At 62.2% G+C, this 22,354-nt stretch carries 19 protein-coding genes; 7 read left to right on the top strand and 12 right to left on the bottom strand.

Annotated elements, in window-relative coordinates:
• Window positions 1-369: 369 nt before the first annotated feature.
• The gene (locus ACOYQJ_RS01430; protein ID WP_422904211.1) at window positions 370-1,242 is read right to left on the bottom strand and encodes an NAD(P)-dependent oxidoreductase; all 873 of its coding nucleotides are present in this window, start codon (window positions 1,240-1,242) and stop codon (window positions 370-372) included.
• 117 nt (window positions 1,243-1,359) lie between these two features.
• Between ACOYQJ_RS01430 and ACOYQJ_RS01425 the strand changes: the two genes are divergently transcribed.
• Both ACOYQJ_RS01425 and ACOYQJ_RS01420 read left to right on the top strand, forming a co-directional pair.
• A complete protein-coding gene (locus ACOYQJ_RS01425; protein WP_422904210.1) occupies window positions 1,360-3,822 on the top strand; it encodes a penicillin acylase family protein in 2,463 nt (820 codons plus the stop codon).
• Entirely contained in the window at window positions 3,819-4,751 is a 933-nt protein-coding gene (locus ACOYQJ_RS01420; RefSeq protein ID WP_422904209.1) for a phosphotransferase family protein, read from the top strand. Before ACOYQJ_RS01425 ends, ACOYQJ_RS01420 begins: the two co-directional genes overlap by 4 nt.
• Window positions 4,752-4,830: 79 nt before the next feature.
• On the opposite strand, the gene hflX is transcribed toward ACOYQJ_RS01420, so the two are convergent.
• From hflX to dusB, 10 genes are all read right to left on the bottom strand, one after another.
• The gene (gene hflX / locus ACOYQJ_RS01415; RefSeq protein ID WP_500797220.1) at window positions 4,831-6,102 is read right to left on the bottom strand and encodes a GTPase HflX; all 1,272 of its coding nucleotides are present in this window, start codon (window positions 6,100-6,102) and stop codon (window positions 4,831-4,833) included.
• A gap of 5 nt (window positions 6,103-6,107) precedes the next feature.
• The gene (hfq, locus tag ACOYQJ_RS01410) at window positions 6,108-6,347 is read right to left on the bottom strand and encodes an RNA chaperone Hfq (RefSeq protein WP_097802888.1); all 240 of its coding nucleotides are present in this window, start codon (window positions 6,345-6,347) and stop codon (window positions 6,108-6,110) included.
• 187 nt (window positions 6,348-6,534) lie between these two features.
• Window positions 6,535-8,049, bottom strand: coding sequence for a TrkH family potassium uptake protein (locus ACOYQJ_RS01405; RefSeq protein ID WP_422904208.1), 1,515 nt, complete (start codon window positions 8,047-8,049; stop codon window positions 6,535-6,537).
• Between the two features lie 3 nt (window positions 8,050-8,052).
• Window positions 8,053-9,429 carry a Trk system potassium transporter TrkA gene (trkA, locus tag ACOYQJ_RS01400; protein WP_422904207.1) on the bottom strand — a complete coding sequence of 459 codons (1,377 nt, stop codon included), beginning with the start codon at window positions 9,427-9,429 and terminating at the stop codon, window positions 8,053-8,055.
• A 132-nt stretch (window positions 9,430-9,561) separates the two neighbouring features.
• Window positions 9,562-10,158 (bottom strand): hypothetical protein, encoded by a 597-nt coding sequence (locus ACOYQJ_RS01395; protein ID WP_422904206.1) that lies wholly within the window; start codon window positions 10,156-10,158, stop codon window positions 9,562-9,564.
• A gap of 13 nt (window positions 10,159-10,171) precedes the next feature.
• On the bottom strand, window positions 10,172-11,590 hold the full coding sequence (gene ntrX, locus ACOYQJ_RS01390; protein ID WP_422904205.1) for a nitrogen assimilation response regulator NtrX: 1,419 nt from the start codon (window positions 11,588-11,590) through the stop codon (window positions 10,172-10,174).
• Window positions 11,591-11,615: 25 nt separating this feature from the next.
• Window positions 11,616-13,811, bottom strand: coding sequence for a sensor histidine kinase (locus ACOYQJ_RS01385; RefSeq protein ID WP_422904204.1), 2,196 nt, complete (start codon window positions 13,809-13,811; stop codon window positions 11,616-11,618).
• A gap of 188 nt (window positions 13,812-13,999) precedes the next feature.
• Window positions 14,000-15,370 (bottom strand): response regulator, encoded by a 1,371-nt coding sequence (locus tag ACOYQJ_RS01380; protein WP_422904203.1) that lies wholly within the window; start codon window positions 15,368-15,370, stop codon window positions 14,000-14,002.
• A complete protein-coding gene (locus ACOYQJ_RS01375; protein ID WP_422904436.1) occupies window positions 15,370-16,455 on the bottom strand; it encodes a two-component system sensor histidine kinase NtrB in 1,086 nt (361 codons plus the stop codon). Before ACOYQJ_RS01375 ends, ACOYQJ_RS01380 begins: the two co-directional genes overlap by 1 nt.
• Window positions 16,455-17,447: a tRNA dihydrouridine synthase DusB gene (dusB, locus tag ACOYQJ_RS01370; protein WP_422904202.1), complete on the bottom strand. Its 993-nt coding sequence runs from the start codon at window positions 17,445-17,447 to the stop codon at window positions 16,455-16,457. Before dusB ends, ACOYQJ_RS01375 begins: the two co-directional genes overlap by 1 nt.
• 177 nt (window positions 17,448-17,624) lie before the next feature.
• Here dusB and ACOYQJ_RS01365 point away from each other — a divergent pair, with 177 nt between their 5' ends.
• The 4 genes from ACOYQJ_RS01365 (at window position 17,625) to ACOYQJ_RS01350 (ending at window position 21,128) form a co-directional block, all read left to right on the top strand.
• Window positions 17,625-18,758: a bifunctional 2-C-methyl-D-erythritol 4-phosphate cytidylyltransferase/2-C-methyl-D-erythritol 2,4-cyclodiphosphate synthase gene (locus ACOYQJ_RS01365; RefSeq protein ID WP_422904201.1), complete on the top strand. Its 1,134-nt coding sequence runs from the start codon at window positions 17,625-17,627 to the stop codon at window positions 18,756-18,758.
• 2 nt (window positions 18,759-18,760) lie between these two features.
• Entirely contained in the window at window positions 18,761-19,246 is a 486-nt protein-coding gene (locus tag ACOYQJ_RS01360) for a phosphatidylglycerophosphatase A family protein (protein WP_422904200.1), read from the top strand.
• Window positions 19,243-19,716, top strand: coding sequence for a CinA family protein (locus tag ACOYQJ_RS01355; protein WP_422904199.1), 474 nt, complete (start codon window positions 19,243-19,245; stop codon window positions 19,714-19,716). Before ACOYQJ_RS01360 ends, ACOYQJ_RS01355 begins: the two co-directional genes overlap by 4 nt.
• Window positions 19,717-19,949: 233 nt before the next feature.
• Entirely contained in the window at window positions 19,950-21,128 is a 1,179-nt protein-coding gene (locus tag ACOYQJ_RS01350) for an ammonium transporter (RefSeq protein WP_422904198.1), read from the top strand.
• A 70-nt stretch (window positions 21,129-21,198) separates the two neighbouring features.
• On the opposite strand, the gene ACOYQJ_RS01345 is transcribed toward ACOYQJ_RS01350, so the two are convergent.
• On the bottom strand, window positions 21,199-21,648 hold the full coding sequence (locus ACOYQJ_RS01345) for a type II toxin-antitoxin system RatA family toxin (RefSeq protein WP_422904197.1): 450 nt from the start codon (window positions 21,646-21,648) through the stop codon (window positions 21,199-21,201).
• An 80-nt stretch (window positions 21,649-21,728) separates the two neighbouring features.
• Here ACOYQJ_RS01345 and hpt point away from each other — a divergent pair, with 80 nt between their 5' ends.
• Complete coding sequence (gene hpt / locus ACOYQJ_RS01340; protein WP_422904196.1) at window positions 21,729-22,268, top strand: hypoxanthine phosphoribosyltransferase; 540 nt, start codon at window positions 21,729-21,731, stop codon at window positions 22,266-22,268.
• Window positions 22,269-22,354: the final 86 nt, after the last annotated feature.

Genomic DNA, 22,354 nt, shown 5'->3' with positions numbered 1-22,354 from the left:
CGTCGCGCGCTTCATCGCGTTTCTTCTCCGACGCTCTACCCGTCCTGGAACCGGGGGCGCCCATTCAAGGCCCGTCGCTTTTGGCGGTCCGGGCGCAGTACTTTGGTCCGAGGACCAGATCGGTCTGACGGGGAGCTTTTGTCTTGGCATCCGGGTCAGCGAAACTTTCGGGCTCTGCCCTTATTGGCAGCAGCCTGACTTTCAGCATAAGGCCAGCAGGATATAAATTACAATGGGCAATCGTGCTGACCTGTCCGGCAGGTCAAGATAATTCGAGGTTTGCCTGTCTGCGCAAAGGGATTTTGCCAAAAAGAAAACGCGCCACCTAAAATTGCAAGCAGCGCGATTAACTCTCTTTATAATAGATTTTCAGCCGAACTCGCGCAGGCGTTTGATCAGGCTGGACGTGTCCCAGCGACCGCCGCCCAATTTTTGCACATCCTTGTAGAACTGGTCGACCAACGCTGTAACCGGCAGCGAGGCGCCGTTTTCATTTGCGGTTTGCAGGCAGATTCCCAAATCCTTGCGCATCCAGTCCACGGCAAAGCCATGTTCAAAGTGATCGTCCAGCATGGTCTCGTAGCGGTTGACCATCTGCCAGCTGCCAGCAGCACCGCCGCCGATCACCTCGACCACGGCGCGTCCGTCAAGACCCGCCTTTTCGGCAAAGTGCAGCCCTTCCGAAAGCCCCTGAACCAGACCCGCAATACAGATCTGATTGACCATCTTGCACAGCTGGCCCGACCCGCTTTCGCCCAACCGTTTGCACAGCTTGGAATAGGCGTCGATCATCGGCTCGGCTTTGGCATAGGCGCCGTCTTCGCCGCCGCACATCACCACAAGCGCGCCGTTCTCGGCCCCCGCCTGCCCGCCCGAAATCGGCGCATCGACAAAGGCGATACCTGCGTCCGCAGCCGCAGCGTGCAATTCGCGCGTGACCTGTGCCGAAACCGTGGTGTGATCGACAAAGATGCTGCCCGCGTCCATGCCCGCAAAGGCGCCATCCTCGCCCAGACAGACGCCACGAAGATCGTCGTCATTGCCGACGCAGGACATCACGAATTCGGCACCCTGCGCGGCCTCGCACGGGGTCGCAGCCATCGCGCCGCCATGTTCCTTGACCCAGTTTTCCGCCTTGGCCGCCGTGCGGTTATAGACCGTCACCTCGTGTCCAGCCTTGGCGAGATAGCCCGCCATCGGATAGCCCATGACGCCCAAACCCAGGAATGCAACCTTTGCCATTTTCCTTCTCCCTCACAATGATCTGCAATTCTTCGCCGCCCGCGCCCCTTGGCATCTGGCCAAGGGCAGGCTAAGCCCGCTTCACCCCCCAGTTAGCGCAAGAAAAGGGCGAGGGAAATGGCGCTTGTGTTCAGATGGCTCCTGCGATTGGTGAGCCTTAGCATCGTTTTGACCGTGCTCGGTGCGCTGATGGTCTATTATCTCGCCTCGCGTTCGCTGCCCGAGTACGACAAGACCATGCCCGTCGCGGGCATCACTGCCGATATCGAAATCATTCGCGACAATGCCGGCGTGCCGCATATCATGGCCCTGTCGGACCGCGACGCCTTTTTCGGCCTCGGCTATGCACATGCGCAGGACCGGCTTTGGCAGATGATCCTGATGCGCCGCACCGTTCAGGGCCGCCTGTCCGAGATTTTTGGCACCCGCACCGTGGAAACTGACACGCTGATGCGTCGGTTGGATCTTTACCCGTTGGCGGTGCAATCGGTCGCCCATCAGGACGCTGCGACGCTGGATGCGCTCGAAGCCTACAGCGCCGGGGTCAACGCCCGTCTGGAAGAGATCAACCAAGGCAGCCTTGGGCGTGGCGCGCCCGAGTTCTTCATGTTCAGCGCCCCGCTTGCGCCGTGGAAGCCCGCCGATTCCATCGCCCTGACCAAACTGATGGCCTTTCAGTTGACCGGCCAACTGCGGGACGAAGTGCTGCGTGCGCGCACCTCGCTGTTGATCCCGGACGCGGACCGCCTGTCCGATATCCTGCCCGACATGCCCGGCAGCGGCACCGCCGCCTTGCCCGCCTATGCCAGCCTCGTGCCTGGCCCCTTGCCCAGCTTCACCCCCAGCCAGCCCCGGCAGGCCTTTCTGGCCGCCACGCCGCCGCGCGGCCTTGCGGGCGCGTCGAACGCCTGGGCCGCCGATGCCTCGCGCTCGGCCGGGGGCGGCACATTGCTGGCCAATGACCCGCACCTTGGGCTGACGGCGCCGTCGATCTGGTATCTGGCGCGGATGCAGTTGCAGTCGGGCGGTGTCATTGGCGGCACCATCCCGGGAATTCCGGTGGTTCTGGTGGGCCGGTCCGAGCGGCTGGCATGGGGGCTGACCTCAAGCTATCTCGATGATCAGGATCTCTATATCGAGGAACTCAACCCCGATAACCCCGAGCAATACCGCACACCCGATGGCTATGCCCGCTTTGTGACGCGCAAGTCGATCATCAACATCAAGGATCACACCCCGGCCACCATCACCATGCGCTGGACGGACAATGGCCCGGTTCTGCCGCGCGCCAATTTCGACCTTGATGCGATCACCCCGCCCGGACATGTGGTGTCACTGGCCTGGACCGCGCTGTCCGGCAAGGATACCTCGATGACGGCGGCGATCGGTCTGATGATGTCAGGCTCGGTCGAAGAGGCGATCGAAGCCAGCCGCGCCTATGTCGCCCCTTCGCAGAACCTGACGCTGATCGACGAAGACACAGTTGCGATGAAGCTGATCGGCGCCATGCCGCTGCGCGATGCCGCCAACCAAAGCAAGGGCCGGATGCCCAGCCCCGGCTGGATCGCGGAAAATCGCTGGCAGGGGATGCTGCCCTATTCTGCCAACCCGGCGTTTCTGGCGCCCGAAGGCGGGATCGTCGGCAACACCAACAACAAGATCACCGATGCCCCCTTCCCGCGCCACGTCAGCTTTGACTGGGGGGACAGCCAACGCGTGCAACGTTGGAAGGCTCTGATGCAGGGGCGGCAGGTGCACACGCGCGACAGCTTTATCGAGGCGCAGTTGGACACCGTGTCGGTGACCGCCCGCACCCTGCTGCCGCTGATCGGCCGCGATCTCTGGTTCACCGGAGAGGCCGCCGCCGAAGGCACCCCGGAACGCCAACGCCAGCGCGCGCTGGAGCTTTTGGCCAACTGGAACGGTGAGATGAACGAACATCTGCCGGAACCGCTGATCTATTCCGCTTGGCTGCGCGCCCTTCAGAGCCGTCTTATTCAGGATGACCTTGGCCCGCTGGCAACCGAGTTCGACCATGTGGAACCGCTGTTCATCGAACGCGTCTATCGCGATGTGAACGGGGCGTCGAAATGGTGTGACATCATCCGCTCGGCCCGGACCGAGACCTGCGCCGACATTGCCCGCCTTGCGCTGGACGATGCGCTGGTCTGGATCGACGAGAACTATGGCGGTGCCCTGGAAAGCCTGCGCTGGGGCGATGCCCATCAGGCGACGCACGACCATCAGGTCTTGGGCGATGTGCCGGTGCTGCGGTACTTTGTGAACATCCGGCAAAGCACCTCGGGCGGGGACAATACACTGATGCGCGGGCGCACCGCTGGCACCGGCGCCAATCCGTATCGCAATGTGCATGCTGCGGGCTATCGCGGTGTCTATGATTTTGCCGATCCGGACAGCTCGGTTTTTATCATATCGACCGGCCAATCGGGGCATTTCCTATCGCGCCATTATGACGATCTGGGCCAGCTTTGGCGACGTGGTGAGTATATCCCGATGTCACTGGACGAAGGTCTGGCGCGCGCCGCCTCGGTCGGGATCACCCGGCTGGTCAAACCGTGAGTGATGAGCGGCTAAACGATGACATCGCCCGACAGCGGGCGGGGGCGGCGCTGAGCGCGCTTTGGCCGGACTGGTCTGGGACGCTTTGCGAACTTGGTCCGGTGGGCCGTTCGGCGGTCTTCCGGGTCTTAGGCGCGCCAATACCGGCGGTGGTCAAGCTGTGGTGCAACGCCGATCACGCCAAGGCCCACGCGCAGGCGTTCCGGCAAAGCGAAGTTGCCCAAGCGCTGCGCAGAGGGCCACATCGAGCGCCTGACGTGCTGCATTTCGACAAGACCCTGCCCGCGATGGTCATGCAGGACTGCGACGGCCTTGCCTTTGACGCGGCACTGAGCAGCTGTGAACCCGCGCGGGCCGAGCAGTTGGTCGAAGCGGCGGGTGGCTGGATCGCAGCGCTTCACGCGACGAGCCTGCGAGAGGCCCCCTTTCGCCCCGTCGGGCACCTGAACTGGCTTGACAAACTGTTGGCTCAGGCCGAGGCGGGGGATCGCCAGATCAGCGATCTGCCCCGGTTCCGCAGCCATTGCGCGGCGATGCACGAGATGTTTCAGGATGTGCGCCGCAAACCGACAATCAAGGCCGTGACCCATAAGGACCTGAACGCGGGAAACCTGCTGTTGGGCCAGGACGGGACACTTTGGGGCATCGACTTTGAGAACGCCCGCGAAGACGAGCCGCTGCGCGATCTGTTCACTCTTGGCGTCGATGTGCTGGCTTTCGCCCCCTTTGGACGGGACCGCCACCGGGCGCTGGCCACGCTGGCGCGCGGCTATGGCGACCAAGCGAGCGACCCTGCAGTGCGGCTGTTCCTGCAACGTACCTTTGCCTTGGGGCTTTGGGCGCGCACACCCGAGCGGGCCTCAAAGCGGCAAAAGGCGCGTCTGGCGGTAACGGACTGGATTTTGGAACAGGACAGCGCGGTATTTTGAAGGGATTCGGGGGCGCTGCCCCCGCGCAGACAAGCTGCGCTCCCCCGGGATATTTTTGGACCAGTGAAATGGCGGGCGGTTACAGGGCGTCGAAACGGGCTTTGTCCGTGGCGGACCAATGGACCGTGAGGGTGTAGCCATCCTCGGTTTGGCTTTCCTCTTCGACAAGGCCTTTGTCAAAAAGCCATGCGCGGCGGCGGCCCTGATCGAAGGGCAACGTAAAGGTTTCGCGGCGTTTTTCTTCGCCGAGGGCGCGGGTGACCGCGTCCAGAAATCCTTGCAGGCCTTCGCCCGTCAGGGCCGATATGGCAAAGACGCCCTCTTCGCGGGCGGCGCGGGTGCGGATGGCTTCGGCTTTTTCGTCGTCCAGTTGGTCGATCTTGTTCCAAAGTTCGAGTTGCGACACCTGATCGTCAACGCCAAGCGTGGCAAGAATGGTGCGCACGTCGCGCGCCTGTTCCTCGGTTTCAGGATGCGAGATGTCGCGCACGTGCACGATGACATCGGCGGCCAGAACCTCTTCGAGCGTGGCGCGGAAGGCCGCGACAAGTTCGGTCGGCAGGTCCGAGATAAAACCCACCGTGTCGGAGAGGATCACATTGGCGCCGGTCGGCAGTTCCACCTGCCGCATTGTCGGATCCAGCGTGGCGAACAGCATGTCCTTGGCCATGACGTCAGCGCCAGTGAGGCGATTGAACAAGGTGGACTTTCCGGCGTTGGTATAGCCCACAAGCGCGACGATAGGGAATGGCACCTTTGCGCGGGCTGCGCGGTGCAACTCGCGGGTTTTCACGACCTTGTCGAGCTGCCGGCGCAGGCGCACCAGTTGTTCGTCGATGGCGCGGCGGTCAGCCTCGATCTGGGTTTCGCCGGGGCCGCCCACGAAACCAAGCCCGCCGCGCTGGCGTTCGAGGTGCGTCCAGGCGCGGACCAGCCGGGTGCGCTGATAGGACAGTGCGGCCATTTCCACCTGAAGCACGCCTTCGCGGGTGGCGGCACGGTCGCTGAAAATCTCGAGGATCAGGCCCGTCCGGTCGAGCAGCTTTACCCCCCAGGCCTTTTCAAGGTTGCGCTGTTGAACGGGAGTGACCGGGCCATCAACCAGAACCAGCTCGATCTCATCCGCTGCGAAGCGGCCCTTGAGTTCCTCGATCTTGCCCTTGCCGAACAACATCCCGGGATGCGCGCGTTGCAGCGGAACGACGGTCTGGCCGACTACGGTCAGGTTGGGCAAGGCATGCGCAAGCGACACGGCCTCTTCCAAGGCCCTGTCTGCCGCGCGGCGATCCTTGACGGATTTCATGTCGGGATGCAGGACCCATGCGCGGGTCACATGCGTGTCGTGGACTATGTCGCTCAAGAAGCGTCTTCACCGTCATAAAGGTTGATAGGCTGAGACGGCATGATCGTGCTGATCGCGTGTTTGTAGACCAGCTGTGACTGACCATCGCGGCGCAAAAGCACGCAGAAATTGTCAAACCAAGTGATCACACCTTGCAGCTTCACACCGTTAATCAGGAAAACCGTCACCGGAACCTTGGTTTTGCGCACATGGTTAAGGAATGCGTCCTGCAGGTTCTGTCTATCCGAAGCCATTGAAATTGCCTTTGTTCTTGTATCGCGCCGCGCGGGGCACGCCCCTATCATCGGCAGAGTATGTCTTGGACAGGGGCGAGTTTCCAGCGCAAAAATTGGACTTTTTGAAAACAGGTCCGCAATGCTGACCGGTTCCAAAGGATGCAAGCATGGCGCGAGACGTCTTGTGCGTCCAGCTTCGCGCCGCTCAACTGCGCCACAGACCGGGCGAGAGCATCACCACGATGGCCAGAAGCTCCAGCCGCCCCAGCACCATGGCGGCGCTGAAAAGGTACTTGGCCTCGGTCGTCAAACTGCTGAGCACAATCGGCTCGGCCCCGGAGTAGACGATCAGGGGCCCGGTGTTGGACAGCGCCGCCACGGTCAGGATGATCGACTGCTCGAACGCGATCCCGACCAGACCGAAGGCCATGGCGAAACCCGCCAGCGTCACCGCGAAAAGCATGAAAAAGACCCAGGCGATAAAGGCCCCTTCGCGCCGGATGCGGCGGCTGACCAGCTGCGAGCGCCCGACGGAATGCGGATGGATCAGGCGCTCCAATTCGCGGGTGCCGTTCAGGTACAGCGCATAGACGCGCAACAACTTGACCCCGCCTGCCGTTGTGGCGACGCCCCCGCCGACCATGGCAAGGCCCATCAGGATGATCCCCGGCGTCGACAGCCCGGACCAATCCTGCGCCGTCGACCATTCGACGCTGAGAAACCCGGTCGTGCTGAGGAAGGACAACGCGGTAAACAGCCCCCCCCAGAAGGCCCGCAGACCCGCGCCAATGTTCTGCTCGTCCCCGACTTCGAACGAGGCCGCCCAATGCCGAATGAAAAACAGGACTGGCACGATGACGATTATGAACAGGCCCAGTCGGAATTCCGGGTCGAAGAGCAGCCCCGGTCGTGTCGCCTGGCTGGTGTCTGTGGAAAAGGTCAGTCGCGACAAGGCGAAAAACATGAAGCAGAACAGGATCATCTCTCCGGGCATACCGCTGGCCGCCCCTGAAACCCCGCCCACCGGCGATATCCCCGAGGTCGCCATCACGGCCATGGCGTGCATCAGCGCCACCAGCGGCGGATCCCCAGCCACCAGCAGCATCACGCACAGCGATAGCGTCAGCCCGGCATATACCGGAAGTAGAACCTCGGCGCTGCGCCGCAACCGATGCGCCGGATCGCTGCGCACCCCGCGTGCGGCGCCCTGCGCGATCACTTGCCCCGGCTCACCGCTCGCCGTGACCTCGAAACCGCCCAAGGTCAAAGGTGCCAGAATGGCCGAGGCCGAAACCCAGATGATCAAACCGCCCATCCAGCCGACCTGCCCGCGCCATAGATGTTCGGGGCCAGACAGCCTGCCCGGTTCAAACAGCGTCGCCCCGGTGGTGGTCAGGGCCGAGACCATTTCCACATAAGACGACAGGAACGTCGTGGTGCGCACGGCCTCGAAGAACGGCACGGCAAGGAAGATCGGCAAAAAGATGAACGCCGCCAGCAAGGCCAGAAGCTGCCGCACGCCGCTACGATTGTGCGCGCGGTTCGACAGGGCAATGGCAACCAGTGCCGTCAGGATCAGCCCCACCAGCGCCGAATAAAAGAACGCCCGGGCGTCGTGGAATTCTTCGATAGCCAGCGCATAACAGGCCGGCACGATCATCGAAGCCGACACAAGGCCCAGCAGCATCAGAAACAGAGGCAGTCGGGAGAGCCGGTTCATGGTCTAGAAAAAGTCGATCGAGACCTGCAGGAGGCGCTCGACCTCCGGCACGTCCTTGGCCAGAGCAAAGATCACAATCTGGTCGCCCGCCTGAATGCGCAGACTGCCCGCCGGTTTGATCACCTTGTCGCCGCTGCGAATGGCCCCTACCAGCACGCCTTCGGGAAAATCTATGTCACGCAACCGCTCACCAGCGATCGACGAGGTCGAGAGTACCTCAGCCTCAATCACTTCGGCTTCGGCATCTCCGACGGAATAGACCGCGCTGACCCGGCCATGCCGGATGTGCCGCAGGATCGAACTGACCGTGGTGGCGCGCGGGTTGATATAGGCGTCGATGCCCAAGGGCTCCATCAATTCGACCAGCGTCGGATCATTGACAAGGGCAATCGCCATCGGGCAACCCGCAGCCTTGGCACGCACTGCGGCCAGCATGTTGGTCTTGTCATCATCCGTCACACACAGCACCGCGTCGGCGCGTTCGACGCCCGCTTCGCTCAGCAGGGTCGCATCCAGACCGTCGCCATGCAGCACGATGGTGCGCTCCAGCGCTTCGGCGGCGCGTTCGGCGTTCTTGCGATCACGCTCGATCACCTTGGCCCGCACCCGTTCGCGCCCCTTTTCCAACTGCTGGGCCACGGCGAGGCCAATGTTGCCACCGCCAACGATGACCACCCTCTCCTGCTTGCGCAGCGATTTGCCAAAGATTTCAAGTGTCCGGCGGACATCTTCCTGATGCACCATGACGTAACAACTGTCGCCGACGAAAAGCTGGTCCCGTGCCTCGGGGGCGAAGAGCGTGCCCTCGCGGCGCACCGCGACGACGACCGAGCGCAACGTCGAAAACAGATCGGTCAACTGGCGCAGAGGCGTGTTGACGATGGGACAATCGGCATCGATCGACAGCCCCATCAGATGCGCCTGCCCGTCCAGAAAGGTCTCGGTGTCAAAAGCCGCAGGCGCCGAGAGCCGCCGCAAAGCTGCCTCGGCCACCTCGCGTTCCGGGCTGATGACCACATCGATCGGCAGGTGATCGCGCCGGTAAAGGTCGGAATAGATCGCGGTGAGATAGCTTTGCGCCCGCAGTCGCGCGATCTTGCGCGGCACTTCGAACACCGAGTGGGCCACCTGACAGGTGACCATGTTCACCTCGTCGGAATAGGTCGCGGCGATGATCATGTCGGCATCGCGCGCCCCGGCTTTTTCCAGCACGTCAGGGTAAGAGGCAAAGCCCGCAATCCCCTGAACATCCAGCGTATCCGTCGCGCGGCGCACCAGATCGGGATTGTTGTCCACGACGGTCACGTCGTTGCGTTCGCCCGAAAGATGCCGCGCGATCTGCCAACCAACCTGCCCAGCACCGCAAATGATGACCTTCATGGTCGACCCTCACACAAATCAGACCCCGGGCATGGCACGAGACGGCAGCACGGTCAACGCCATCAAGCTGCATGTCACCTTCCCGCTTGCTGAATAAAAGCGCGCGGAAGCGCTCAATTTGAGAACAGGCGCCTAGCGTTCAGCCTGCGCTTCCCGTGCCGCGCGCCATTTACGCTTGAACGCAAAGACCTCTTGCCGGGGCGTCCAGCGGTACTTCTTATCCTCCAGCACCTTGGCAAAGAACAACCGACCGCCGCCTTGTCGCCAAGGGTCCAGCACGATCCCGTCGTACATCGACGCGCCCTTGGCCGAGACGATCAGCGTCGAATGTTCAATCAGGATCGTGTCGTGATTGGCAATCGCCCTGTGCCAATCCAGCGTCTGCACCTGCTCGCGCGCCATCCGCACCTGCAAGTCCTCCGCCCAATGCTTGCACAGCCCACGCGGGCGCTTGCCGCTGTTGACCTTCATGTTGTGGATCAGGGGCGGATCGGTCACCTGCCAATCCTGCGCCCATTGCAGCGGCTCCAGAACTGCGATCCGCGCCACGCGCGCCGCCTCTTCGCGGCTCACGTCCGGGCCAAGCGCGGCGATCGCCTCGGTCAAGGCGGCGATCTTTTCTTCATTGGCCTCATGCGCCGACAGGCCCTTGCCCGGCGGCGCGCCCGAGCAACCGCCCAGCATCAGCCCCGTCAGCACCAGAGCACAGATCAGGCGCACAAAGCCCATCAGGAGCCCCGCCTCAAGAGGCCCGCTCGACCGCCTCGTCATCGACCCGCGCCACGCGCGAGCCCGATTTCTGGCTGGTCACCACCCCAAGCGACTTGAGCTTGCGGTGCAGGGCCGAACGTTCCATCCCGACAAAGGAAGCCGTGCGCGAGATATTCCCGCCAAAGCGGTTGATCTGCGTCAGCAGGTATTCCCGCTCGAAGGCCTCGCGCGCCTCGCGCAGCGGCAAGGTGGCCAATGTCCCGGACAGCACCACGCGATCTTCTTCGGTATCGCCCGGCGTTGTTTCCTGTGGCAACTCGCGCGCCTCGATCGGGCCGGTGCCATCGCCAAGGATCAACACGCGCTCCACAAGGTTCTTGAGCTGGCGCACGTTGCCGGGCCAGACCATCGTCTGCATCAGCGCCGCCGCATCTTCCGAGATCACGCGGATTGGCAGGCCCTGCGCCTGATTGCATTCGCTGATGAAATGTTCAGCGAGCACCGGAATATCCTCGCGCCGTTCGGCCAGCGACGGCACGGCAATCGGCACGACGTTGAGCCGGTGGTACAGTTCCTCGCGGAACCGTCCGAGCGAGATTTCCTCTTTCAGATCGCGGTTGGTTGACGAAATCACCCGCAGATCGACGCGCACCTTGTCGTTGCCGCCAACCCTGGTGAATTGCTGATCGACCAGAACGCGCAGGATCTTGGACTGCGTGCCCGTCGGCATATCTGCGACCTCGTCGAAATAGATCACCCCGCCATGCGCCTGCTCCAGCAGGCCCGGTTCGACCCCGCGTTGCGAGGATTCGCGCCCAAAAAGCATGGCTTCCATCATCTCGGGTTCGACGCCAGCACAATTGACGGTGACAAAAGGCGCATTCGCCCGGTTCGAGCGCGAATGGATGTAACGCGCCGCGACTTCCTTGCCGCTGCCTGCCGGGCCGGTCAGCATCACCCGGCCGTTCGACTTGGTCACCTTGTCCAATTGGCCAACCAGCGTCCGGAACGCCGCGCTGTCGCCGATCATCTCGGCGCTCTTGGTCTCACCACGTTTGAGCTGCTGGTTTTCACGCCGCAGCAACGAGGTTTCCATCGCCCGGCGGATCACCACCAGAAGCTGGTCGATGTTGAAGGGCTTTTCGATGAAATCATAAGCCCCCTGTTTGATCGCAGCGACGGCAATCTCGATATTGCCATGGCCGGAAATGATCACCACCGGCACATCCGGGTTGTCGCGTTTGACCGCCTTGAGAATGTCGATCCCGTCCATCTTGCTGTCTTTCAGCCAGATATCGAGGATCAGCAGCGCCGGCGGTTCGGCGTTGATCTCGGCCATCGCATCCTGAGAGTTGCCCGCCAGTCGCGTGCTGAACCCTTCGTCCTCCAGAATATCCCCGATCAACTCGCGGATATCGCGTTCATCGTCGACAATCAGAATATCGCTCATTGCTTCCCCTCAACCATTCAAGACCTCAAACCTCCTGCAACTTTTTCGCCTGCTCATCCGCCTCGGTCACCACACTGAGCGGCAGGCGGACGATGGCCATTGCGCCCGGGTGGGCGCCCTCCTCAAAGGCGGGCGCGTCCTCAAGGGTCAGCGTGCCGCCATGCTCTTCGATAATCTTCTTGACGATCGGCAGACCAAGGCCGGTGCCTTTGTCGCGCGTCGTCACATAGGGTTCAAACAGCCGCGCCCGGTCTTCGGGCAGGCCGATGCCGTTGTCCATGATGCGGATCTCGGCGCGGCCGTCTTCGTCAACACGGGCGCTGACGCGGATTTCCGGCTTGTGCCCTTCGGGTGCGCCCTTTTCCTGCAGCGATTCAATGGCTTCGCCTGCGTTCTTGATCAGGTTGGTCAAGGCTTGCCCGATCATCGTCGCATCCAGTTCAGAGGGCATCGGTTCGCGCGGGATGTCGGTCTTGAAGCTGACCCCCGGCTGGCCGGTTTCCTGCAACAGCACCGCGCCGCGCAGCAGATCGCCGACATCCTCGGGTTTGCGTTCCGGTTCTGGCATCCGCGCGAATTTCGAGAACTCATCGACAATGCGCCGCAGATCGCCGGTTTGCCGGACAATCACATCCGTCAGATCATTCAGCGAGGTCACGTCGTCGCCTTCCAGCTTGCGGCCGAACTTGCGCTTGATCCGTTCCGCCGACAGCTGGATCGGCGTCAGGGGGTTCTTGATCTCATGGGCGATGCGCCGGGCCACGTCGCCCCAGGCTGCCGTCCGCTGGGCGCTGACCAGATCGGTCACATCGTCAAAGGCGACCACAAAGCCTTCGAGGCTGCCATCGCCGCGGCGCCGGGTCGCCAGCCGCACCAGAAGATGTTCCAGCCGCCCTTCCCGACTGACCTTGACCTCTTCCTGAAGGCTCTCGCGGCCCTCGTCGCGCATCCGGTCGAACAAGGCCCCAAACTCGGGCACGGCCACGGAAATCGGGTCCGCGCGGTGGTTTTCGTTCCAGCCCAGCAGCCGTTGCGCCGAGCGGTTCACGAAAGTCACCTTGCCGCCGTCATCCAGCCCGACCACACCCGAGGTGACAGAATAAAGCACGGAATCGAACAACCGTTGGCGGCGTTCGATCTGCCGGGTGTTTTCCAGCAAGGTCTCGCGCTGCGCCTTGAGTTGCCGGGTCATCTGGTTGAAATAGCGCCCGAGCATGGAAATCTCGTCGTCGCCTTCGTCTTCGATGACCTGCACATCCAGATCGCCGCCACCGACGCGCTGCGCCGCCCCCGCAAGCCGTCCCACCGGACGCGACAGGCGTTCGGCAAACCAAAGCCCCGCCCATGTCGCCGCAAGGATCAGCAGCAGGGCAAAGCCAAGATAGAGCAAGGCAAAGTCAAACAACCGCCGCCCCCGTTCGTTTTCTTGTTGCTGATAAAAGCGCGCAGTTTCCTGCGTCTCATCCAGCAGGTTCAGGATACGTCCGTCGACCTCGCGACTGACGTATAAATAGCGGTCCACAAAGGCGCTGAGTGGCACCAGCGCGCGATATTCGTTGTTGCGCCAGTCCGGGATCAGGGCAAAGCCGTTTTCATCGGCGCGGGCGAAATCGGCGATGTTGGGGCGTTCATAATCGAACAGATAGGATTGTTCGCCCCGGGCCTGAATTTCCCCTGCACTGTCGATAACAAAGGCCTCTTGCAGGCCGCGCTGGATTTGTGACTGTCCTTCCGAAAGCAACTCGCGCAGCGTCACCGTCGGGTTCAACAACAGCAGCCGCCGGTTTTGGTTCACAAAGCCGCCCAAGGCCCAGGCATCTTGTTTCAGCGCGGCACTTTGTTCGCTTTCATAGGCCTCCGCCGCGGCCAGCGAGGCCCCCACCACGTTCTGCACCCGGCTGGAAAACCATGTCTCAAGGCCGATGTTGATGGTGATTACCGCAAAGACTGCAACGGTGATTGCGGGCAGCAGCGCCATCAGCGCAAAAGCCCCAGTCAGCCGCAGGTGCAGCCGAGATCCTGCCGATTGCGCCCGACGATCCGCAACCATGCGCGCCACACGCGCCAGCACAAGCGCCGCGATCAAAAGGACATAGACGAGATCCGCCAGTAGGATCAACCGCAGGCTGAGTTGCGTCCCTCTGCCCGAGTCCAGCGGCCCCAGCACAAGAAACGTCGCAAGCGCAAGCAACGGACCCAGCGCCACCAGCGCCAATGTCATCGCATTCTGCACCTGCCGTAGCCGTCTAAAACGACTTATGCGCGCCCAGATGCCCCCGGACGTCGCAGACCGTGCTCGTGTGGCCACAGCCGACCCTCGCAAAGATGTGCTACCCTTCGGTAGCGACCGCCATATCTTGTGGTCTTGTCACCGCATCATGGCGGCGCTGCCACAGTTATGTGGCCCTTTTACATCAATTTGCGGCGTCGTGTCACGCGAATATCAAGGTCGGTGATTTTTTTCCGAAGGGTATTGCGGTTGATCCCCAGCAGATCGGCGCATTTCGCTTGATTCCCGCCGGTCGCCTCTAACGCGATCTCGATCAGTGGGCCCTCAACTTCTTTGATGATGCGCGCATGCAACCCCGGCGGCGGCAACATCGCCCCGTGCAGATCGAAATATCGCCGCAGATGCCGGGCCACGGAGGCGCCCAGCTTTTCGGCATCGCCGCCTTGCATCACCGGGCCGGTGTCGGGTTGATTGCCCAGAACCGCCTCGACCTCGGAGCGAGAGATTTCTTCGGCCATGCTGGTCAGGCTCAGACGGCGCACCGCGTTTTCAAGTTGCCGCACGTTGCCGGGCCAACTGTAGACACGGAACAGCTCGGCCGCGTCCTTCGACAGCCAACGCTTGGGCGCGCCCTCCCGTTCGGTACGTGCAAAGAAATGGGCAGTCAGCAGACTGATGTCCTCGACCCGTTCGCGCAACGACGGAACCGTGATTGTCGCTCCATCGAGGCGGTAGAACAGATCCTGCCGCACCTTGCCGCTGTCCATGAGCGAGCCCGAGTCGTACTGCGTCGTCGCCATGAACCGCGGCACATGTTCGCCCGGCACATCCATCATCCGCACGATGCGCGCCTGAACCTCGTCGCCGATATCGGCAATCTCGTCGATCAAGAGCGTGCCGCCCTTGACCCGCGCCAACACCTTTGCCGGCCCTTCAAGATCGGCCAGGTCAGCGCCCGTCACCGTCACGAAAGGCAGCGTGCGGCGGTCAGAGAAATCATGCAGCGCCCGCGCGATCAAAGACTTGCCCGTCCCGCTTTCACCGCTGACCAGTACCGGCAGATCGGTGTTCATGACCCGCGCCACCAACCTGTAGAGCGCCTGCATCGCCGGGGTCTTGCCCACCAGAGGCAGTTCGTCAGGTTCATCCGCCCCGACCACAGGATCTTCGCGGCGCGGCGCGCGATTGCGGTTTTCCAGCGCCTTGGCCGTGCGTTTCATCAGGTCCGGCAGGTCGAACGGCTTGGGCAGATAGTCATAGGCCTCGGCCTCGGCGGCCTGAATTGCAGTCATGATGGTGTTCTGCGCCGAAATCACGATCACCGGCAGATCAGGCCTGTCCTCGTTGATCTTGGGTAGCATCTCCAGGCCATTGCCGTCGGGCATCATGACATCGCTGATCACCACGTCGCCCTTACCCTCGCCAACCCAACGCATCAGCGTCGTCAAACTGCTGGTCGCATGCACCTTGCACCCGGCGCGGGTCAGCGCCTGTGTCAGAACGGTTCGGATCGTGCGGTCGTCATCGGCGACAAGTACTGTGCCATCCATCACTTACTCTCCTGCGTTTCCCCGGTGTATCGAGGCAATGAAATGCGAAAGACGGTCTTCCCGGGAATGCTGTCCACGGAAATCCAGCCGTCATGGTCCGAGATGATCTTGCTCACCAAGGCGAGGCCCAGCCCGGTGCCGTTTTCGCGGCCAGACACGAAGGGATCAAAGATATCCCCACGAATGTCGTCCGGCAGGCCGGGACCATCGTCGATGATCTCGATCTGCAGCGGCAGCGATTGCCCGGAGCCATCCGCCCGGCGCATCCGGAACGAGTGGTCATAGAAGGTGTGAAGACGGATCTTGCCGCCCTCTTTCGGGTCTGCCGCCTCCGAAGCGTTCTTGATCAGGTTCAGCACCACCTGAAGCAGTTGATCCGGATCGCCAAGCGCCAAGGGCAGCGACGGATCGTAATCCTCGATGATCTTCATATGGGCGCCGTACCCCAGCGCCGAAGACCGCCGCGCGCGGTCCAGAACATCATGGACATTGACCGGTACACGGTCCGGCGCCGACAGGTTGCCGAATTGCTCGACCTGCTCAAGAAGCTTCACGATGCGGCGAGTCTCGGCAACGATTAAGTCTGTCAGTTCAAGGTCTTCCTTTGGCAAGTTCATGCTAACCAATTGCGCCGCGCCAGCGATCCCCGCCAGCGGGTTCTTGATCTCATGCGCCAGCATCTCGGCCATGCCGATGGCCGACTTCGCCGCTGATTTCACCGAATGGCTTTGCGTCATGCGCCCGGCCAACTCGCGCGGCGAGATCAGCATCAGCATCCAGCCCTCGCGCCCCTGCAGCGGCGCGATTTGCAGATTGCAGACCAGCGGGGCGCGGCTTCCGGTGCCCACATCCACGTCATTGACGAACAGCGGCGTGCCGTTTTCGCGGGCACGCGCAAGGCTTTCCTCAAGCGGTGCATCCACCGCAAGGCGATCCCAGATCGGTTGCCCGCGCAGCCATTTGGCCGAATTGTTGAAAAACCCCTCGCCCGCAGGGTTGAGATCGCCAATACGTTCGTCCGGATCAATCAGGATCGCCGGAACAGGCAATGAGGACCAGATCATGGCTTCGGTGTCTTCTTCCATCACGCAACGGCTCCGCTGAGGCAAAGGGGCCGGTTCAGCGCATCCGGCAACAACTCAAGAACATTCGCAGGGGTCTTTTCGGTTAAAATCTCGCGGCGCAATCCCAGCGGCGTAGCGGCGCGGTCCATGTACCAGCCAAGGTGTTTGCGCGCGACGCGGTTGCCCAGTTGCGCGCCATAGAACCCCAACATTGCTTCGTAGTGGTCGCAGACCATGTTGGCGAATTCTGCGCCACTGGGGATCTTTGGCGCCGGGGTGCCGTAAAGCTGTGCGGCCACTTCAGCCAGCTTCCAAGGCGCCCCCTGCGCGCCGCGTCCGATCATCACGCCATCCGCCCCCGACTGGGCAAGCGCCTGTTTGGCGCTGGCGGCGTCATCCACGTCTCCGTTTGCAATAACAGGGACTTGAACGGCTTTCTTCACATCGGATATCGCGGCCCAATTGGCGCGACCTTTGTAAAACTGGCAGCGCGTGCGCCCGTGGATCACGATCATCTGAATGCCCGCGTTCTCGGCTCGGCGGGCCAGATCGGCGGCGTTCAGGCTGCCTTCGTCCCAGCCAAGCCGGGTCTTGAGCGTCACCGGCACATCCACCGCCGCGACAACGGCCTCGATCAGCGCCAGAGCATGATCCGGCGCCCGCATCAGGGCTGACCCCGACCAGCCGCCTGTCACTTTTTTAGCCGGGCAGCCCATGTTGATGTCGATCACTTTGGCGCCCATATCCGCAACCATTTTGGCCGCCTCAGCCATCGGCCCCGGCGCCCGTCCGGCGATCTGCACGCTGGTGTTTTCAATCCGCGCGCCCAGCTCGGCCTTTTCGCGGGTGCCAGGCCGTTCGGTCAGGAACTCGCCGCTGGCAATCATTTCGGACACGACCAAGCCCGCCCCGAACCCGGACACGAGGGTACGAAACGGCAAATCGGTGATCCCGGCAAGCGGCGCCAGCAGCACCGGAGGAGTGATGTCTTTTTCGTTGAGACGGAAGCTCAAGCGCCTATTCCTTGTGCATCTCAACCCGAGGTAGCCTGCCGCCCACAGGCGTTCAATGAGTCGCAAGGCCACGGCGCCCGAGAAAAAAGCGATTGCCTAAAAATTGTGCATAATTCGATGGGCAATTGCACCCACCTTCGGCAAGGCTTAGACATCCGGCCAAATTCAGGAGGGCCCATGCGCACAGCCGTCATCCTTGTCGCCGCAGGTCGCGGCAGTCGCGCGGGCGGTGCTTTGCCCAAGCAATGGCAGCCCCTTCTTGGCCAGCCTGTCGCCCGGTGGACGCTACAGGCTTTTGCCCATCTTGGCCCGCTGGTGATGGTCATTCACCCGGCGGATCGCGCCCTGGCGGAAACGGCGGCCAAGGGTCTGCCTGTGACCCTGATCGACGGCGCAGAGACCCGCGCAGGCTCGGTTCGCGCCGGGTTGGAGGCCCTGACCGAAACCTCACCGGAATATGTCTTGATTCAGGATGTTGCCCGCCCCTGCACGCCGCCAGACGTGATCCGGGGCGTTTGCGATGCGCTTCGGCGGTCCCCCGGCGCCGCGCCTGCTGTGGCGGTCAGCGATGCGCTTTGGATCGGCGCAGGCGGCAAGGTCGTCGGCACCCAGGATCGCTCGGCCCTGTTCCGCGCCCAGACACCGCAGGGGTTTCACTTTGACGCCATCCTCAAGGCCCATCGCGCCCACCCGCCCGAGGCCGCCGATGACGTGCAAATCGCCCGCGCCGCCGGGCTGGACGTCGCCATCGTTCCGGGCGATGAGAACAACCTGAAGATCACCACGCCGGGCGATTTCGCCCGCGCCGCCCAGATCCTGAAAGGAGAGGCCATGGACATCCGCCTTGGCAACGGCTTTGACGTACATGCCTTTGAGGACGGCGATCACGTTGTTCTTTGCGGTGTGAAAGTCCCGCATGATCACGCGCTCAAAGGCCATTCCGATGCCGATGTCGGCATGCACGCGGTGACGGATGCGATTTACGGCGCGCTGGCCCAAGGCGACATTGGTCGCCACTTTCCGCCCTCGGACCCGCAGTGGAAGGGCGCCGAAAGCCATATTTTCCTGCGCCACGCCGCCGATCTGGCGCGCAGCAAGGGGTTTGCGATTGCCAATGTCGACTGCACCCTAATCTGTGAGCGCCCAAAGATCGGCCCCCACGCCGAGGCGATGATGCAGGCGATGGCGGCGATCCTTGACATCGCAGCCGAGCGGGTGTCCATCAAGGCCACTACCTCGGAACGGCTTGGCTTTACCGGACGCGAAGAAGGCATCGCCGCCATCGCCACCGCAACATTGATGAAAGCCTGAGCATGAAACTGATCGCCTCTTTCTTTAACGTCGGTTTTATCCGCCCTGCCCCCGGCACATGGGGCTCGCTTGCGGCGCTGCCCTTTGCCTATGCGCTGCATCTGGTGGGCGGCTTCTGGCTGCTGCTGGTTGCCACGGTCGCGGTGTTTCTTCTGGGCTGGCAGGCCACGAAACAGGTCACCCAAGGCTCCGAGGATCACGACCCGTCATGGATCGTCATCGACGAAGTGGTCGGCATGTGGATTGCGCTGTTCCCGGTCAGCTATGGCGCCGGGATGATGGGGATCGAAGTGTACCGCCTTTGGCCCGGCTGGATCGCGGGCTTTGTCCTGTTCCGCCTGTTCGACATCACCAAGCCGTGGATCATCGGCAAGGCGGATCGCCTTGGCACGCCGATGGGGGTCATGCTGGACGATGTGTTTGCCGGACTGTTCGCTGCAATCGGCTCGGTCATTCTGGCCAGCCTCTACCACGGGTTTCTGATGTGACGACAGCGCTTGCCCTCGACATCCTGACCCGCGCCAAGTCGCGCGGGCTGACCGTGACCACCGCCGAAAGTTGTACCGGCGGCATGGTGGCCGCGGCGCTGACGGATATCGCGGGCAGTTCCAACATCTTTGAACGCGGCTTTGTCACCTACAGCAATCTCGCCAAACAAGAGATGCTGGGCGTAAATGCAGAAACTCTTGAAGCCCACGGCGCCGTTTCAGAACAGGTCGCCCGCGAGATGGCCGAAGGGGCGCGTGCCGCCGCGCGCGCCGATATCGCCGTGGCGATCAGCGGCATCGCGGGTCCCGGCGGATCCGAGTTCAAACCCGAGGGCCGCGTGTGTTACGCGCTGGCCACCGCCCAAGCCACGCAGAGCCTGACCATCGAGCACGGCGCTTTGGGCCGCGCCAAGGTCCGCGCCGCCGCGACCAAACAAGCCCTGTCCATGATCCTTGCGGCATTGAGCTGAACGCAAACGGCGCGGCATTTCTGCCCAACCGCCGGGGCCAAACCCGCGATCTGACGAAACACGCCCAGCCCTACTTCGCTCAATTTCACCTCAAATGGGGAAATTTCAGCCTAGTAATTAGGCGTTTTGCAAACCGCCCGTATTTTGCACAGCAAAACGCCCTATGCCGCTTTTTTCCGCAGACGAATCCCGCTTTTACCGCGCGTAACAAGAAAACGGGAAGGACAGGACAAATGAACGGAGCGGATACCGCTTGGATTATCGTCGCGACAGCCTTGGTGCTGTTCATGACGCTTCCGGGGCTGGCACTTTTCTACGGCGGGCTGGTACGGGCGCGAAATGTGCTCAGCGTCTTCATGCATTGCTATTCGATCGCCTGCTTGATGAGCATCCTTTGGCTGGCGGCGGGCTATTCCATCGCCTTTGGTGATGGCAACGCGATCTGGGGGGGGCTGGGCAAGGCCTTTCTGAACGGGATCGACGCCGATACCCTGTCGGGCACCCTTCCCGAGGTGCTGTTCTTTGCCTTCCAGATGACATTCGCCATCATCACCCCCGCGCTGATCGTCGGTGCCTATGTCGAGCGCATCGGCTTTGGCTTTGTGCTGCTGTTCTCGGCGCTGTGGATGCTGCTGTGCTATGCCCCCGTGACCCACTGGATCTGGGGCGGAGGCTTTCTGGCCGACGGTGGGATCTTTGGCGAAACCGGGGTCAAGGACTTTGCCGGCGGTATCGTCGTGCACGAGACCGCTGGTCTTGCGGCGCTGCTGGTCGCCTACTTTCTTGGGCCGCGCAAGAACCACACCACGCCGCCGCACAACCCCGGTTATGTCTTCATCGGCGCGGCCATGCTTTGGGTTGGCTGGTTCGGCTTCAACGGCGGCTCGCAACTGGCAGCCGATGGCGGCGCGGCCATGGCGCTGACCGTCACACATATCTCGGCGGCGACAGCGTCGCTGACCTGGGCGCTGTGGGAAAAGATCAAGTTCGGGCGCGCTTCAATGGTTGGCATCGTCACCGGCACCATCGCGGGCCTTGCCTCGATCACCCCGGCGTCTGGCTTTGTCGGGCCGGTCGCAGCGCTGGTCATTGGCGGCATCGCGGGCATCCTGTGTCAGGAAGCCGTGGGCCTTATCCGCAACAAGCTCAAGATCGACGACACGCTGGACGTCTTTGCCGTGCACGGCGTTGGCGGCATCTTCGGCACCATCATGATCGCGGTTTTCGGCGCGGGCAGCTGGGCCGCCCAACTGGGCAGCCTTGCAATCGTTGGGGTTTTCACCGTGGTGGTCACCGTGATCTTGATCTTTGTGGTCAAAGCCATCACCCCGCTGCGCGTCGATCCCGAATCCGAAGTCAACGGCCTGGATATCGCGGTCCATGGCGAGCGCGCCTACGACCACGCCAGCTGATCAGACACTCCAAAACGCAAAAACGGGCCTTTCGGGGCCCGTTTTTTCTTGCCGCATGCCAAGGCGGAACCTAGGAGCCGTAAAGGTCCGCCGCGCGCCGTTCAAAGGCGCGGACCACGCGCTGCATAGCCTCGTAAAAGAACATGCCGGCCGCGCCTTGCAGGATGCGGTTCTTGAATTCGAAATCGACAAAGAAAGACACATCCACTCCGCCGCCCTCGGACTCCGCAAAGGCCCATTTGGAAATCAGGTGTTTGAATGGGCCATCAAGGTACTCGGTGTCGATGCGCCGCTCATCGGGCCAAAGCGTCACCTTGGAGCCAAAGCGTTCGCGGAAGACCTTGAAGCTGATCACCAGATCGGCCAGCATCACTTCGTGATCGCCGCAATCCTCGCGGGAACGGATGCGCGCCGCCGCTGTCCATGGCAGAAAGGCGGGGTAATTGGCCACATCGGCCACAAGGTCGTACATCTGATCTGCCGTGTACGGCAGGTGACGGGTTTCAGAGTGGGTCGGCATGTCGCCCCTTTTCGCGCCTTTGCTTGGTGACAATGTTGCCTCATGTCGTATGCTGCGCCCGAAAATTCAAGGGGATAGACATGCCACAGCGTCCTTATGTCGTAGACCAGATGATCTCGGCCAAGACCATTGCCGCGCGGATCGAAGACCTGAGCCGCGAGATCGAGAAAGAGTTCAGCAAGACGGACAAGCTGGTTGTCGTGGGATTGCTGCGCGGCTCGTTCGTGTTTATCGCGGACCTCGTGCGCGAGCTGGCCTTGGATGTTGAGGTCGACTTCCTCGAAGCCTCATCTTACGGAAATGAAATGGAAACGTCGCGCGAAGTGCGCATCCTCAAGGACCTGCGCGGCGGCATCGAAGGGCGCGACGTGCTGGTGGTCGAGGATATCATCGACACCGGGTTCACGATGAAACATGTGCTGAGCCTGCTGGCGTCACGTGGGCCGCGCAAGCTGCGGTCAATCGCACTTTTGGACAAACCGGCCCGCCGCGAGGTCGAGGTCAAAGCGGATTGGACGGGCTTTGAAATTCCCGATGAATTCGTCGTTGGTTACGGCATCGATTTTGCCCAGCACAACCGCAACCTGCCATTTATCGGCAAGGTTCGTTTCACGGATTGATTGCGCCACCACCCCGGCGCCATGCCTTATTTTGGTGCGTTTTCGAACAGGGCATGATCACATCTGCGCGCGCAAGTTATGGTATA

The organism is Pacificoceanicola algae (assembly GCF_049341065.1).
In the GTDB taxonomy this organism is placed as follows: domain Bacteria; phylum Pseudomonadota; class Alphaproteobacteria; order Rhodobacterales; family Rhodobacteraceae; genus Pacificoceanicola.
The sequence above is the reverse complement of the archived record's forward strand: the minus strand, read 5'-3'. Positions and strand labels throughout refer to the sequence as shown.

Coding starts and splice junctions, on each gene's coding strand:
- ACOYQJ_RS01375 (WP_422904436.1), bottom strand. CDS start 16,455: ATGGAAGAAGACACCGAAGCCATGATCTGGTCCTCATTGCCTGTTCCG.
- ACOYQJ_RS01385 (WP_422904204.1), bottom strand. CDS start 13,811: ATGACATTGGCGCTGGTGGCGCTGGGTCCGTTGCTTGCGCTTGCGACG.
- ACOYQJ_RS01405 (WP_422904208.1), bottom strand. CDS start 8,049: ATGAACCGGCTCTCCCGACTGCCTCTGTTTCTGATGCTGCTGGGCCTT.
- ntrX (WP_422904205.1), bottom strand. CDS start 11,590: ATGAGCGATATTCTGATTGTCGACGATGAACGCGATATCCGCGAGTTG.
- trkA (WP_422904207.1), bottom strand. CDS start 9,429: ATGAAGGTCATCATTTGCGGTGCTGGGCAGGTTGGTTGGCAGATCGCG.
- hfq (WP_097802888.1), bottom strand. CDS start 6,347: ATGGCTTCGGATAGACAGAACCTGCAGGACGCATTCCTTAACCATGTG.
- ACOYQJ_RS01345 (WP_422904197.1), bottom strand. CDS start 21,648: ATGCCGACCCACTCTGAAACCCGTCACCTGCCGTACACGGCAGATCAG.
- ACOYQJ_RS01425 (WP_422904210.1), top strand. CDS start 1,360: ATGGCGCTTGTGTTCAGATGGCTCCTGCGATTGGTGAGCCTTAGCATC.
- ACOYQJ_RS01430 (WP_422904211.1), bottom strand. CDS start 1,242: ATGGCAAAGGTTGCATTCCTGGGTTTGGGCGTCATGGGCTATCCGATG.
- ACOYQJ_RS01380 (WP_422904203.1), bottom strand. CDS start 15,370: ATGGATGGCACAGTACTTGTCGCCGATGACGACCGCACGATCCGAACC.
- ACOYQJ_RS01350 (WP_422904198.1), top strand. CDS start 19,950: ATGAACGGAGCGGATACCGCTTGGATTATCGTCGCGACAGCCTTGGTG.
- ACOYQJ_RS01360 (WP_422904200.1), top strand. CDS start 18,761: ATGAAACTGATCGCCTCTTTCTTTAACGTCGGTTTTATCCGCCCTGCC.
- ACOYQJ_RS01365 (WP_422904201.1), top strand. CDS start 17,625: ATGCGCACAGCCGTCATCCTTGTCGCCGCAGGTCGCGGCAGTCGCGCG.
- ACOYQJ_RS01395 (WP_422904206.1), bottom strand. CDS start 10,158: ATGGGCTTTGTGCGCCTGATCTGTGCTCTGGTGCTGACGGGGCTGATG.
- hpt (WP_422904196.1), top strand. CDS start 21,729: ATGCCACAGCGTCCTTATGTCGTAGACCAGATGATCTCGGCCAAGACC.